This window comes from Paenibacillus solisilvae (assembly GCF_042656405.1).
GTDB lineage: Bacteria > Bacillota > Bacilli > Paenibacillales > Paenibacillaceae > Paenibacillus_Z > Paenibacillus_Z solisilvae.
In genome coordinates this window covers 122911-137115 of record NZ_JBHSOW010000043.1, presented here as the reverse complement: position 1 = coordinate 137115, position 14205 = coordinate 122911, and the positions used below count along the sequence as shown (strand labels likewise).

At 46.4% G+C, this 14205-nt stretch carries 13 protein-coding genes and 1 pseudogene; 9 read left to right on the top strand and 5 right to left on the bottom strand.

The annotated features are described in order from the left end of the window. Window positions 1-131 precede the first annotated feature (131 nt). On the top strand, window positions 132-869 hold the full coding sequence (locus tag ACFPYJ_RS12920) for an MBL fold metallo-hydrolase (protein ID WP_379188556.1): 738 nt from the start codon (window positions 132-134) through the stop codon (window positions 867-869). Between the two features lie 88 nt (window positions 870-957). Here the strand turns inward: ACFPYJ_RS12920 and ACFPYJ_RS12915 are convergent. Next, a pseudogene (locus tag ACFPYJ_RS12915) lies at window positions 958-2281 on the bottom strand (TrkH family potassium uptake protein). Between the two features lie 193 nt (window positions 2282-2474). Between ACFPYJ_RS12915 and ACFPYJ_RS12910 the strand changes: the two are divergent. Next, window positions 2475-2843: an MmcQ/YjbR family DNA-binding protein gene (locus tag ACFPYJ_RS12910; RefSeq protein WP_379188555.1), complete on the top strand. Its 369-nt coding sequence runs from the start codon at window positions 2475-2477 to the stop codon at window positions 2841-2843. Between the two features lie 3 nt (window positions 2844-2846). Here ACFPYJ_RS12910 and ACFPYJ_RS12905 read toward each other — a convergent pair whose 3' ends face one another. Beyond that, on the bottom strand, window positions 2847-3137 hold the full coding sequence (locus ACFPYJ_RS12905) for a DUF3817 domain-containing protein (protein ID WP_379188554.1): 291 nt from the start codon (window positions 3135-3137) through the stop codon (window positions 2847-2849). A gap of 465 nt (window positions 3138-3602) precedes the next feature. On the opposite strand from ACFPYJ_RS12905, the gene ACFPYJ_RS12900 reads away from it, so the two are divergent. Further along, window positions 3603-5366, top strand: a complete 1764-nt coding sequence (locus ACFPYJ_RS12900) for a proline--tRNA ligase (protein WP_379188553.1) — start codon at window positions 3603-3605, stop codon at window positions 5364-5366. Between the two features lie 108 nt (window positions 5367-5474). Here the strand turns inward: ACFPYJ_RS12900 and xerS are convergent, their stop codons facing one another. Next, the gene (gene xerS / locus ACFPYJ_RS12895) at window positions 5475-6551 is read right to left on the bottom strand and encodes a tyrosine recombinase XerS (protein ID WP_379188552.1); all 1077 of its coding nucleotides are present in this window, start codon (window positions 6549-6551) and stop codon (window positions 5475-5477) included. Window positions 6552-6754: 203 nt separating this feature from the next. Between xerS and ACFPYJ_RS12890 the strand changes: the two genes are divergently transcribed. Both ACFPYJ_RS12890 and ACFPYJ_RS12885 read left to right on the top strand, forming a co-directional pair. Then, a complete protein-coding gene (locus ACFPYJ_RS12890) occupies window positions 6755-7504 on the top strand; it encodes an SDR family NAD(P)-dependent oxidoreductase (protein ID WP_379188551.1) in 750 nt (249 codons plus the stop codon). 46 nt (window positions 7505-7550) lie between these two features. After that, window positions 7551-8486, top strand: a complete 936-nt coding sequence (locus ACFPYJ_RS12885) for a helix-turn-helix domain-containing protein (protein WP_379188550.1) — start codon at window positions 7551-7553, stop codon at window positions 8484-8486. Window positions 8487-8710: 224 nt separating this feature from the next. Here ACFPYJ_RS12885 and ACFPYJ_RS12880 read toward each other — a convergent pair whose 3' ends face one another. Then, window positions 8711-9055 carry a winged helix-turn-helix transcriptional regulator gene (locus tag ACFPYJ_RS12880; protein WP_379188549.1) on the bottom strand — a complete coding sequence of 115 codons (345 nt, stop codon included), beginning with the start codon at window positions 9053-9055 and terminating at the stop codon, window positions 8711-8713. A gap of 259 nt (window positions 9056-9314) precedes the next feature. On the opposite strand from ACFPYJ_RS12880, the gene ACFPYJ_RS12875 reads away from it, so the two are divergent. The 3 genes from ACFPYJ_RS12875 to ACFPYJ_RS12865 all read left to right on the top strand — a co-directional run bounded on the left by ACFPYJ_RS12875 (window position 9315) and on the right by ACFPYJ_RS12865 (window position 12215). After that, window positions 9315-9962: a cell wall hydrolase gene (locus ACFPYJ_RS12875; protein ID WP_379188548.1), complete on the top strand. Its 648-nt coding sequence runs from the start codon at window positions 9315-9317 to the stop codon at window positions 9960-9962. Between the two features lie 189 nt (window positions 9963-10151). Then, window positions 10152-11555 (top strand): immunoglobulin-like domain-containing protein, encoded by a 1404-nt coding sequence (locus ACFPYJ_RS12870; protein ID WP_379188547.1) that lies wholly within the window; start codon window positions 10152-10154, stop codon window positions 11553-11555. Between the two features lie 99 nt (window positions 11556-11654). Continuing rightward, the gene (locus ACFPYJ_RS12865) at window positions 11655-12215 is read left to right on the top strand and encodes an NUDIX domain-containing protein (RefSeq protein WP_379188546.1); all 561 of its coding nucleotides are present in this window, start codon (window positions 11655-11657) and stop codon (window positions 12213-12215) included. A gap of 132 nt (window positions 12216-12347) precedes the next feature. Here the strand turns inward: ACFPYJ_RS12865 and ACFPYJ_RS12860 are convergent, their stop codons facing one another. Next, the gene (locus tag ACFPYJ_RS12860; RefSeq protein ID WP_379188545.1) at window positions 12348-12830 is read right to left on the bottom strand and encodes a C40 family peptidase; all 483 of its coding nucleotides are present in this window, start codon (window positions 12828-12830) and stop codon (window positions 12348-12350) included. A 268-nt stretch (window positions 12831-13098) separates the two neighbouring features. Here ACFPYJ_RS12860 and msrA point away from each other — a divergent pair, with 268 nt between their 5' ends. Continuing rightward, window positions 13099-14088: a peptide-methionine (S)-S-oxide reductase MsrA gene (msrA, locus tag ACFPYJ_RS12855; RefSeq protein WP_379188544.1), complete on the top strand. Its 990-nt coding sequence runs from the start codon at window positions 13099-13101 to the stop codon at window positions 14086-14088. The last annotated feature ends 117 nt before the right edge of the window (window positions 14089-14205 follow it).

The window sequence follows — 14205 nt, the reverse complement described above, 5'->3', positions numbered from 1 at the left end:
CCACTAAAATATATATTTACAGGTTATAAATATTCGGATACAATGAAAATATAACCAATTAAATACTATTTTAAAGGTTATAAAATCCAACGATTTCATTTCAGCTTTCATTCAGAAAGGATGGATGAGCAATGAAGATTCAGAAACTCCCTTGGGCAGGTATTCGAGTGGAGGTCGAGCAGACAAGTATCGTAATCGATCCCTTATTTCATTTTCCGGCCAAATATGGTGAGCCCCATGAGCGATTTTATCCGCTTGACGAATTTGGTTCCGTTGATGCTGTACTTATCACTCATCATCATGGCGATCATTTTGACCAGGCAGCGATTTCCACTTACTATGGGGCGGATATACCTGTGTATATGCCGCAGGAGTCAATTGCCTTGGCGGCCGCTCATGAACTCAAGTCCGTACAAGGTGTAACCGTGGGACAAAGCATCGAGATTGGTTCCTTGACTGCTTCAGCAACGTTCTCTGTAGATGGATTTGGGGATCCTCAGGTTGCATGGGTAGTTGAAGGCGGAGGCAAGAAGCTTATTCACTGCGGAGATACGTTATGGCATGGCTCCTGGTGGAGAATAGAGAAGGCTTACGGACCGTTCGATGCGGCTTGTTTGCCGGTAAACGGGGCTGTTCTCGAGCCTCCTGGCGTAACCCCAAGCGGACAGCCGATTGTCCTCAATCCGGAACAAGCGGTTTCTGCTGCTGTTGTGTTAAAGGCATCCGTATTAGTTCCGATTCATTATAAAGCCATACACTATCCACCGCTGTATACCGAAACGCCAAATGTGCTGGAGCGATTAGAACAAAGCGCGAATGGAAAAGTCAAGCTAGCCGTATTAAAGGCTAAGGAGTTTCTGGCGTTATAATCACTTCCAATAACTCATATTCGTCCAAAGCCAAGATATCGTAAAAATACAGAGGTCCAATGCTGCCTGCATTGGACCTGAAATTCGTTTATTGGCCGATCATGACTTGTTCCTTCGGATAATGAAAACGAGTATCCTGATTTCCTTTCTTCAGAAATAGAATCACATTCATGATCCCGATCCGCCCTATGAACATCGTAAGTATCAGCAGAAGCTTGCTGACTGCACCCAGGCTAGCCGTGATGCCTGTACTGAGGCCGGTTGTACCGAAGGCCGAACAGAGCTCGAAGAGCAATCGCTCGAACGGCAGATCTTCCACCCAACACGATCATACTTGCCGCGATATAGGAAATGGCTGTGAAGAAGACGATGTGAGCCCTGCTGATATCCTCGTCGATAAGCTCTCTATTAAAGACACGGATGCTCTTATGCCCCCGCATCGCAGCAAGCACAGAGAAAACCAGGACGAATATGGTTGTTGTCCGGATTCCTCCGCCGACACTGCTCGGTGATGCGCCGATAAACATCATACCCGCCAGCATCGTAAGCGTCGGTGCAGAGAACAGCCCGATATCAATCGTTGCAAGCCCGCCGCTGCGGGAAGAAACAGAATGAAACAAGGCGATGAACAAGGATTCATACCAGCTTTTTCCCTGCAGAAGACGATCCTGCTCGAACAGCAGAATGAACAGCGTACCTGTAACGACAAGGATGACGAACGTGAACGTCGTAATTTTCGTAAACAGAGAATAACGGTATTTCATCAGCTTACGCTGTGCGTAAGCAGCCCTTACTTCGATTAGAACAGGAAAACCGATGGCGCCGCATACAATCAGCAGCATCGTGATGGTTTGATAGATATAATCATTGGCGAAACTCAGTAATGAGTTGCCATAGACATCAAATCCTGCATTCGTGAACGCACTGACAGAGGCGAATAACCCATGAAAGTACGCCCAATACCAGCGGCTCTCATACCCTGTGATCAATAGATGACTGCCGAGCAGGAGAGCGCCGATAAGTTCAATCACTAATGATAAAACAATGATATCGCGCATAAGAGCGACTAAGCCGGAGAGCTTGGAGCGATTGTGATCCGCAGCAATGCGAATTCGCTGCTCCAACCCTATTTTCTGGCCAAATAATAGCCATACCAGTGTTCCCATCGTCATAATGCCGATTCCGCCGATTTGGAAAAGGATAATAAGTAGAACAATGCCCCAGATATTAAAGATATCATTAATGGATATTACCGATAATCCGGTTACGCTAATTGCACTCGCTGCCGTGAATACGGCATCCATAAAGGTTAGAGAAACGCCAGGCTTATGAAATAACGGCAAATAAAGCAGGACTGAAGCGACCGCAACGCAGGCAAAATACAGCGTTACGATAAGCTGAATAGAGCTCATCCGCTTCTTGGGACTATCAATCTTCAAGTTCAACAGCCTCCCATGAATCTATACTATCGATTAGCATACCCTAACCGGATCAAAAGTAGAAGCGGTAGAACGTTTAATGATTCAAGGGTGAAAGAAGGAAAAGAATGACCATTCTCGAAATAATGGGAATAGTCATTCTTGGCTTAGGAGAGGAATGAATGGGATGAATGCTTTGCTTGCGCAAATTATGCGGTTGTGTCTCTCTTTTCCAGAAACCAGTGAACGGTTGAGCCATGGTGCTCCAAGTTTCTTCATTCAGGAGAAAAAGGCATTTGTGCATGCTCACGATAATCATCATGGTGACGGGAAACTCGCAATTTGGTGTGCGGCCCCTGCGGGTGCTGCCGCTGTGCTGGTAGAGTCGGAGCCGGAAATTTACTACATTCCCGCATACGTCGGGCATTTGGGCTGGGTGGGTGTTCGTCTTGACCGCAATGCCGCCTGGGATGATATTGCCGGTGCGATACAGAATGCTTATCTAACCCGAGCCCCAAAGAAGTTGAAAGATGTTCTTGTCAACAAGGATCGTTAAGAGCTACTCTTCTTTGCGAAGCTTCGCATCGAGAACGTACGTTCCTATTGGAATGAAGGCAACCAGGAACGCGATAAGAACACGCAGGAATGACCAGCGTTTGACGATCCACACATGAAGCAGCGCGAATAGATATAAAGTAAATAATAATCCGTGCAAAGCACCGACGATGGTCACTGCCAGCGGCATGTCCGCCCAATATTTGAGCGGCATCGCGATTAAGAGCAGCACCAGATAAGACGTACCTTCTGCATTACCGATGAATCTGAAACGGCCGAGTGCGGTTTTAAGCATGATAAATAATGACCTCCGCTTTCTTTTGGGATGGTTGTCTTTTTTGTATACGCACCCCGCCTTTAGATGGTTGCGATTGCCGCACAGATATCATTGACAGGTGTGACAAAATCGTGTAATTTAAATTAAAATATTGACACAACAACCATAATCAAGGACATAGACCGTAAACGGACGCTGCGGACAGAGAGGGAGCCGATTGCTGAGACGCTCCTCGCCAGTAATTTCGGTTTCCTCCCTTGTAGTTGCTTGCAGAGCGTAACTAAGCATCTGCGGCCGGATAATCCCGTTACAGATGAAGAGAGTTGTATTCCTGGTTGACGGCTGCACTGATTCCAATTCCATAATTGGGGTCATCATTCAATCAATAGGGGTCCAATCAAATTTTGGGTGGTACCACGAGCGCGCACTCGTCCCTTAACCAGGGATGGGTGCGCGTTATTTTTCGTGGAGAGGGTGATTGGAATGAAACAATCGAAGACTTTCGTGCCCACGCTGCGGGAAGTGCCAGCAGATGCTGAGGCCATCAGTCATCAATGGCTCGTTAAGGGAGGGTTTATCCGTCAGGTTTCCGCTGGGATTTATTCGCTTCTGCCACTAGGGCGAAGTGTACTGCGCCATATTGAAGCCATTATCCGGGAGGAGATGGAACATACAGGCGCCCAGGAGGTGCTGCTTCCAGCGCTTCAGCCTGCTGATCTATGGCATCAATCCGGCAGATATGACGTATATGGGCAGGAACTTATCCGGCTTGATGATCGGAATGGGCGGGACTTCGTACTTGGTCCAACTCATGAAGAGGTGATTACCTCTTTGATCGAACAAGAAATAAACTCTTACCGGAAGCTGCCTGTGACTTTATTCCAGCTTCAAACGAAGTTTCGTGATGAGCGCCGGCCTCGTTCCGGCTTGCTTCGATGCCGGGAATTTCTCATGAAGGACGCCTATTCCTTCGCAGCAAACTGGGAGGATCTCGACCATACCTATACAGCGATGTATGATGCGTACCACCGGATATTCGAACGCTGCGGCTTAACTTTCCGTGCTGTTCTGGCAGATGCGGGTGCTATCGGAGGAGAAGGCGGGACCCATGAATTCATGGCAATCGCCGAATCCGGCGAGGATACAGTTGTGACCTGCGATACCTGCGGCTATGCAGCTAATTTGGAGAAAGCGACTAGTGTGCTTGATTCATCAGCTGCAGCAAAAGGGGCAGAGGCAAGTTCAGGTTCAGGAATACCCGGGGATTCCGCCGCTGCTTCTGATCAAGAGGATGTTCCCGAGAAGTTCCATACGCCAGGCATGAAGTCGATAGAGGAACTTATCCATGGACTCGGCATAGGCGCAGATCAATATATTAAAACCTTGATCTTTGCGGCAGATGGCAATCCCGTTGCTGTTCTGGTTAGAGGCGATCATTCGATCAATGAAACCAAAGTGTTGAATCAGCTCAGCGCCATCACGCTGGAGCTTGCGGATGAGGAAACAGTCAAGTCCATTACCGGGGCTGCTTGTGGATTTGCAGGACCAGTCGGGCTGAGAATTCCGGTGCTGGTCGATGCCGCGGTCGCTATGATGAGCGCGGCTGTCACGGGTGCAAACGAAACAGACTATCATTTACGGCATGTTGTGCCAGGCAGGGATTTCTCAACGGAACAAGTCGGCGATTTCCGGAATGTTCAAGCAGGCCAGCGATGTCCTTGCTGCCCGTCCGGTGTGCTTCAGACCGTTCGGGGGATCGAAATTGGTCATGTGTTCAAGCTTGGAACCAAATACAGCGATTCAATGGGTGCAACATTCATGAATGCCGGAGGTTCGGAACAGTCCGTTATTATGGGCTGCTACGGGATAGGCGTGACGCGACTTCTTGCGACCATTATCGAACAGCATCATGATGAACAGGGAATGATTTGGCCGGCTGCGGTTGCTCCTTATCACGTCCACCTTATTCCGGTATCGCTGCAGGATTCCGTGCAGAAGGAAGCAGCGGAACGGCTTTACGCAGAGCTGTCTGAAGCGGGTATCCGCGTGCTGCTTGATGACCGGGATGAGCGGATGGGCGTAAAGCTGAAGGATGCTGATCTGATCGGACTGCCGATACGGATTGTTGTTGGGAAAGCAATCAGCGATGGTTTGGTAGAGCTGAAGGAACGCGGATCCAAGGATGCGGCGGAGCGGGTTGGAGCCGATCAAGCGATTGCGCTTGTTCGGGAAATTTTGGCGAAATAAAGCATCCTTATCTAATGAAAACCCCTGCTTCCTTCTCAGCTTATGACTTCCGCGGCAGGTTACCGCTCAAGTCAGGACCGAAAAGGGGCAGGGTTTCTTATCTCACATTTATTTCTGCCGGTCAATAGCCTCAGCCATCGTTTTATCGGTTAGATGCGCATAGATTTGCGTGGTTTCCGGCGAAGCATGACCAAGCTGCTCCTGTGTTTTGTACAGATCGTTGCGCAGGTAATAATCGGTTGCGAATGAATGCCGTAGTTTATGTACGGACAGATAAGGCTTTCCGAATCGCTTCGCGTATTTGATTACCATCTCTTGTATCGCCCGCTTCGTCATCCGCGAGCCTTCCTTCTTGCCATTGGCAATGGCGAGGAATAGCGCTTTTTCCCGTTTGGGCGATTTATATTTCGTCTCCCTTAAGGACAAATACTGTTCGATGTCACGCATAGCTTCTTGGCGGAAATAAACAGGTGTCTTGAACGTGTCGTCGTTCTTCCCTTTCCGGTACACGTACAGTAATCTCTTCTTGAGATCGATATCATCGACATTCATATTGTATACCTCAGATACACGAAGGCCGGAATTCAGAATCAGGCTTACGATGCTCGTGTCCCGCAACCGGTTATTCACGTAAGCGTAAAGGGCCTGCTTGTTATTGGCGATTTCTTTGCCGTAGTCCTCATTAATGTAGGCGATAAATTCATCAATTTCCTGCTCCTGAAGCAGCTTCCCTTCAAGCCGGGCGGCGGTATCCTTCGGTTTCTGCGTTCGTTTGATCGATACTTTAGCCATCACATTGCGCTTGAGAAGCGGGTAAAACTCCTCATCCTCTGCAATTTGGCTCAAATAATGAAATAATGAGCGAAGGGAGGAGAGTTTGCGGGAAATGGTCGTTTTGCTATTCGTATTTGACTGCCTCGTAGCTAAGAACATTCTGAATGAATCAATGCTGTCCATGTGCAGCTTCTCGAGCTCATCAAGCTTGATCTCGCGGAAAGTCGGGCCTTGTGCCAAACCTTCCGCCAGCAGCCAGGAGAAGAAAGTGTCATAATCGCGAATATATTCGAGCAGGGACGAGGGTGAGAGGTCGGGCAGCTTGTAGTTAATGAACTTCTCCACGAACCATGGCATGGATGGCGTCTTGCGATCCAGCTCCTGTCGATCTTTGATTTTGATAATATTCATTCCATATTCACCTCAGGTCGTTCGAATGGCTTATCTATTCATTTTATAGGAGCGGGAAGTGCTTGTAAACAGATCTCAGAACGTATGTTCCAGTCCTCGGGTAATCGCCCAGGTTGCTGTCTGCAGGAGAAAAGGATTACACTAAAGACAACCGAACAGGTAATAGTTAGCGTTAGGAACTACAAAAGCAGGGAGTGAGGGATATGCTTACATACGACGGTAAAATCGTGCTCATTACAGGTGCTTCAGGAGGCATCGGCAGCCATTTGGCAAGAGCTTACGCTAAGGAAGGCGCTCGTGTCGTACTCGTAGACAAGCGGACATCTAACGGACAAGCAATCGCTGAGGAGATCGCAGATGAGGGCGGGCACGCTCAATTCTTTGCAACGGACCTGGGCAGTCCCGACCAAATTGAGCAGCTGTTTAAATGGATTCAGCAGGAGTATGGCACGCTGCATATCCTCATTAATAATGCCGGCTTTGGCATTTGGAAATCACCTTACGAGCTGACAGTCGAAGAATGGGATCATGTGCTGAATGTGAATCTGAGAGGTACTTTCCTTTGCTCCAGGGAAGCGGCTAAACGAATGCGGGTGACCGGAGGCGGGCGAATTGTTAATATTTCGTCCACCCGGGCGAGAATGTCCGAGCCCTCAGGGGAAGCTTATGCAGCTTCCAAAGGCGGTATTACTGCCATAACGCATGCGCTTGCCGTTTCACTCGGGCAAGATGGGATTACTGTGAACTGCATCAGTCCCGGCTGGATCGAAAATGGGGATTACGGGGAGCTGCGCCAGATCGATCATGATCAGCATCCGGCAGGACGTGTTGGCCGGCCTGACGATGTGGTGCGAGCCTGCATGTATTTGACCGCACCGGATAATGACTTTGTCACGGGAGCGGATATTGTCGTTGATGGCGGTATGACGCGTAAGATGATTTACGAGCACTGATCCTGATACATTTCATCATGCACGAATAGGGAAGGAGGGTATGCCTTTGAATGGCGATGCGAACAGAAATACGAACAGTACGGAGCTTGACTATTCCAACAGAGGCTTACCCTCCATTAAAGTTGCAGGCGACTTCGTGATGAAGGCCGGCACTGGCCTTGGGCCCAGACAATTAAAGGATTATGAGCTGCTTTATTTTCCTGATGGGACAAGAAGCGTTTATACGGTTGATCAAAGGACGTATATATTAAACGAGCCCTGCTTTATTCTTACGAGGCCGAACGAAACACATACTTATATTTACGATCCGATTCAACCGTCACGTCATTTGTTCGTCCATTTTGATTTCAATCAACCAAGCTCAGCCGTCTTGCCCTTGCCAATTCTGCTTCCGGGCGAGCCTTCATATATTCCGATAATCGGTGAGCTGCTGCCTGCTATGATGAAGCAAATTCTGACGATTACCTATACGCTGCCCAATCGAATTCAGCAGCGGGGCGGAGCGCTGCTGCTTGCTTTACTCGAGGAGCTTAACGGTCTTCTCAGCGATAAGCCTGCAGAGCCGGATTCGAATCAAATGCCGCTTCAAATTATTAAAGCTCTTGAATATATTGATAAGCATCTCGAAGAATCCATTAGTATTGAACAGCTTGCCCATAAAGTGGGTTGGACGCATGAACATCTGTCACGCTCTTTTGTTCGTTATACAAGCCGGACCCCGCGTGAAGTCATCATCCAGCGCCGGGTTGAACGGGCTTGCCAGCTGTTAATCTATGAAGAGAAAAGTGTAAAGCAGATCGCATATACAGTTGGATTTTCAGATGAAAATTATTTTTGCCGGGTATTTAAGGTCGTTAAAGGAGTGACCGCTACTGCTTACCGCAAGAAATATTACAACCCGAAGTATCGGGATTTATATCCTGTCCAGGATGGAGATTCCTTGTATCCAGCCAATCGGATATTGTTCCCTAGAGGAAGCTGACTGGCTTCGTCAGCCAGACAGTTCAACAGACAAGGACATCAGGATTAAGCGAGCTCTACATGTTTAGACAAAGTATTTAATGAAGTTAACTATCAATGTCGAATTACTTGTTCAGCTAACTCTACACGTATCGACAAAGTATTTAATGATGCTAACTATTAATGTTGAAAAATAAAGCCGAACCAATCCCTTTGGGGAATGGCCGGCTTTTTTTGTCGTATGCGCTATAAGGTGAGGCCAAATCGTTTTAATTCGATGAAGATACGCTCGAGCTGTTTCCCCTTCTCTGTGATGGTATATTCCACACGAGGAGGGACCTCGGGGAATACGGTACGCTCAATAATGCCGTTCTCCTCCAGCTCTCTTAAACGAAGGGAGAGCGTCTTTGGACTAATCCTATCCATCGCTTTCAGCAGCTCGCTGAACCGCAGTGTTCCTTCAATAAGAAGATCGCGAATGATGAGAAAAGTCCACTTCGTTCCAATGACATCGATGGTTTTGGCAATGGGACAAGCTTGTCCTGGTGTTCCCTTATTCAAGGTTACGGGCTCTGCCTCAGGCTTTTGCATTGATTCATCATCCTTTACCGGTCAATGTGCATCCAATAGGGCCAAGTATAATACAAAAGTAACTTTTGGGAAACAGCTTTTTTAAAGGAAATGTTAGATCAACCAGCTCCTTCCTTAATGAGAGATTTTTTAGATCATTAAAATTCATTCTTAATCGACAGATGTATCTGCAAACCATGCTACAATTATGGCTGTGAATCACCACCCGGGTGATTCTTATTCCAGCATAATGATAATGATACGGAGGGATTTATACATCGTGTACAAACGACTAACGGCTCTCGTTCTTGTTCTGCTTGCTGCATCGGGAGCAACTGCGAGCTATCAAGCTGAAGCGCAGGTACCTGCGACTTTGAAATATGGAAGCACAGGACCTGATGTTCCTGATCTGCAGTTCAGACTGCAGACGCTCGGTTACTTCAAAGGCTCGATTACGACGACATTCGGTATGTCAACTCGCAATGCTCTAATGGGCTTTCAGAGGGCTAACGGGATTGCTAAGGATGGTATTGCTGGTCCTCGAACATGGGGCAAGCTTAAGAAACTATCCGTAAGTAGACCAGAGCTATCGAAGCTTGCACGAATTATATATTCTGAGGCAAGGGGAGAGGTTTATAAAGGGCAGGTAGCTGTCGGCGCTGTTGTAATGAACAGACTGATTTCGCCTAAATTTCCTAAGACAGTGACAGGTATCATCTTTGAGCAGTCTGCGTTTACAGCTGTAGCGGACGGTCAATACTGGCTGCTGCCGAACCAAACTGCCTTTAAAGCGGCAAGAGAAGCTGTAAGGGGCTATGACCCCACGGGGAATGCATTGTTCTACTATAATCCGGATACTGCAACCTCAGACTGGATTCGGACCCGTAAAATCGTATCCAAGATCGGCAATCATGTATTCGCGAAATAATTAACGGCTATGAGACTTCAATAACGCTATTTTAAAAAACGCTATTTTAAAAAATCCGCCTCGTGCGGATTTTTTTTTTGATTCCATCGCTGCAACAAATCTGGTGAGGGATTCGTTAAAAAGGTAAGTATCAAGAAGAAGATCCAGCGTGTAGATCTTTACCAACATTGGTTCAAGGAGAGATGATGCATGAAGAGGTGGACCGCATTACTCGTTATTTTATCCTTGTTCGTATTCAGCACCACGACGATGGCTCACGGCTATGAGGGCAGCAAGAAAAACTCCATTTCCTGCAAGAAGATTGAGGATCAGATGCTGCACGCTTTGAACAAAATTAAGAATGGTAATGACCGTGCTGAGCTCAAGAAGAAGATTGATGAGTTTAGAAAGAAATGCGAGGCTGATCAGTACAATAATAACGGGAAGCAATCGGATTTGAAACGGGTGACTGCAGATAAGAATGAGCTGCAAATTCGTTATACGAATAACGATTCTGCTAATCGTGTAACAGGGCCAGTTATTCTGAGTCAAAGGGGTACGAACGGTTCGGTCATTACTTGGAGCTCAAGCAATCCCGGCGTTATTTCAAATAACGGTTTAAATGTCAATCGAAGCAACAGCTCCGATCAGAAGGTTATTCTGACAGCAAAGATCAGGTACAGCAAGACTAGCGTTTCGAAGAGCTTCACCCTAATTGTTAAATCAACGGAGCCGGTATTAACGGACGCTCAGAAGCTTGCTAAAGACAAAGAGGCTTTGACCCTATCTTTTAATGGAGTGGATAACGCAGGCAGCGTTACCCAGAAGCTTAAGACGCTGCCGACAAAAGGGAAGTATGGATCTTCGATCTATTGGTATTCAAGCTCACCTAATCTTGTATCCGCCGACGGTCAAACCATTAATCGTCCCGCTGCCGGAACAGGGGATATCAATTTAACATTAACGGCATTAATTTATAATAACAGTGCCGCTGATGTCAAAATTTTCACGATTACAGTGAAGCAGCAGATTTCGGATGTGCAGCTGGTAGCAGAGGATAAAGCCGCTTTGCAAATAGACTTTGGCGGTAATGATGATGCAAGCCATGTGACAAGAGCGATTGATAAGCTTCCATCCAAAGGGCAGGGCGGCTCCACGATTATATGGAATTCAAGTTCTCCATCGATTCTCTCAAATGACGGGAAAACGATCCATCGTCCTGCATACGGCAGCGGTGATGCATTTGTCGTTATGACCGCATTCATTTCATCGAACGGAACAGGAGACGTGAAAGTGTTTATCCTTACTGTGAAACAATCGTTGACAAACGGTGATGCGGTTGCAGCCGATAAAGCTGAGCTTGCAATTACCTTCAAAGACAGCGATAATGCCTCAAATGTCACCAAAGCGATCTCCCTGCCTACAAAGGGCTCCTATGGCAGTACAATTAAATGGTACTCCAGCATGACATCTGTTATTTCGGATAATGGCTCAGTTGTGAATCGTCCTGCAAGAGGAAAAGGCGATGCGATCGTCACCTTGATTGCAATTATCAGCAGCGGTAATGCAGCTGATGTGAAAACCTTTTATCTGACGGTTAAGCAGATGAATTAAGTGATAGTCAACAGTTGAACTTTAGAGTTTGCAGCGCTATGATGAATGAGTAAGCGAAAGTGAAAGTTGACTCATACATCGGACAAATAGGGTGAATTCATGGAACCAAAATTTTGTTTAACATGCGGATCGGTATTAGAGAAGCGTGATATGGATGGAACGCTTCGAATGGCTTGCACAGCTTGCAGTTTCGTTCATTGGGGCAACTACAGCGTAGGCGTTGGCGCGCTCGTTGTCAAAGAAGAAAAGGTTCTGCTCGTTCGAAGAGCCCAGGAGCCGGGCAAGGGCTATTGGACCAATCCTGGAGGCTATATCGAGCAGCAGGAGCTCATTCATGAAACCATTCAAAGAGAAGTGAAGGAAGAGGCCGGTATCGATGCAGTCGTACGTAGTGTTGTTGCTGTGAGAGATCAGCCGCGGTTCATCCATAACGTATACATTGCGTTTTCGATGGATTACGTTGCAGGGGAGCCCACACCTGACGGTTTCGAAGTAGACGCGGCCGGTTTCTTTAGTCTGGAGGAGATGGGAGAGATGAATGTAGCCGGATTCACGAAATGGCTCGTTAACATTGCACTTGAGCCGCAGCATTCAGCTGGATTGAAACCGGATTTGGAGCCGATCGTTCAATTGGATGGTTATGGGTTGTTCCGGGTCTAAAAGGTTTTCATAATTATTATTATGTAAACTAAAAAAATGAACCTTTTCGTGTGACAGCGAAGAGGTTCATTTTTTATTTACACGGAAATATAACAATTAAATAAATGAGTTGGTTTTTATGTTGGATCGTTATTAAGATTTTACAACCCGACGGGCTGTAACAAATTTGGATTTCCAATACTTTGAATTCATATCCGCAATATTAACACCTTTGTTGGAACTATGTAGAATTTTGTTATTGCCGGCATAAATTGCGACATGACTGATGCTTCTTCCGTTTGTATTAAAGAAAACAAGATCTCCCATACTCAGATAGCCTTTCGGTACTTTCGTTCCTTCCGTTGCTTGAAGAATAGAAGTACGTGCTAATGAGACATTGAACTTGTCAAATACATATTGCGTAAAAGAAGAGCAGTCAAATGCATTCGTGGACATGCTTACGACACCTAGTTTATATGGGGTACCGAGATATTTTTCGCCGAATTTAATAAGTTCTCTTGTGGTCTTAGTTGCTGCATGTGCCGGTGCTGCTGTTCCTAACGCAAGCGCTGTTAATCCAATGGTAGCGCACAAGCTCACGTTCACGACGTTCTTAAGTAATCGATTCATTTGCATGTTCTTGTTGTTCCCTCCAGCTCTTGTTATGTATAATTTGTGATTTGTAATGTCAGAAATAACTATAACACACAAAAAAACTCGTAAAATGGCACATTAAGAAGGAACATCAGGAATAAGAGTATCTATCGTTCTTTATGAGAATTTAATGAGAATTCTCTCATAGAAATAGGAATACGTATGAATTTCCTTCAGTTTGGAAAGTTATACGTCTTTTGTTATGATTATTGAGTATGAACAGTATAAGGAATGTAGGAGGAGATCCATCTTGAAGGATGAGCAAAATCAAGGCGAACATTACCAATTAGCTACTTTTGCCGGTGGCTGCTTCTGGTGCATGGTGACGCCGTTCGAAGAACTTCCGGGTATCATCAGCATCGTTTCGGGATATATGGGTGGACATACCGTTAATCCAACGTATAAGGAAGTATGTACCGAGACGACCGGTCATGCCGAGGTTGTACAAATAACGTTTGATCCGAACGTTTTCCCATATGAGAAGCTTCTAGATATTTATTGGATGCAAATTGATCCGACAGACGCCGGCGGACAGTTTCATGACCGGGGCTCATCTTATCGGACGACGATCTTTACCCATAATGAGGAGCAGCAAGAGCTTGCTGAGAAATCGAAGCAGCGTCTGAATGAAAGCAAACGTTTCGATCAACCGATCTTCACACCGATCGTGCCGGCCTCTACATTCTATCCGGCGGAGGACTACCATCAGGATTATCATCATAAGAATCCGCTGCGTTATAAAATGTACCGTAAGGGCTCGGGCCGGGACAGCTTCATTAAGAGTCACTGGAACACGGAGCAGGATCGGGAAAGCCGCCGCGATAAACTCACTCCCATTCAATTTGAAGTCACTCAGAATAATGGGACAGAGCCGCCATTTCGTAATGAATATTGGGACTTTAATGGAGAAGGCATCTATGTTGACATCGTATCCGGCGAGCCGCTATTCAGCTCCCTAGATAAATTTGATTCCAATTGTGGATGGCCGAGTTTTACTAAACCGATTATTCCTTCACAAGTGAAGGAGAAGCAGGATATTAGCCATATGATGATCCGTACGGAAGTGCGAAGCAGGGAGGCAGACTCCCATCTAGGTCATGTTTTTACAGATGGGCCAGGGCCGACGAAGCTCCGTTATTGCATCAATTCCGCCGCACTGCGCTTCATTCCCAAAGCTGATCTGCAAGAAGCCGGTTATGGACAATTTGCTAGTTTATTTTTGGATTCATCCAATAATTAACGACATGAAATAAAACCGCTATTCAAGAATTGGAGTCAATCTGATTCTTGAATAGCGGTTTTTTTAGTTTACATAAATAAAACTATGTTAAATTTCTGCGAGCCTACTTATTTGGAG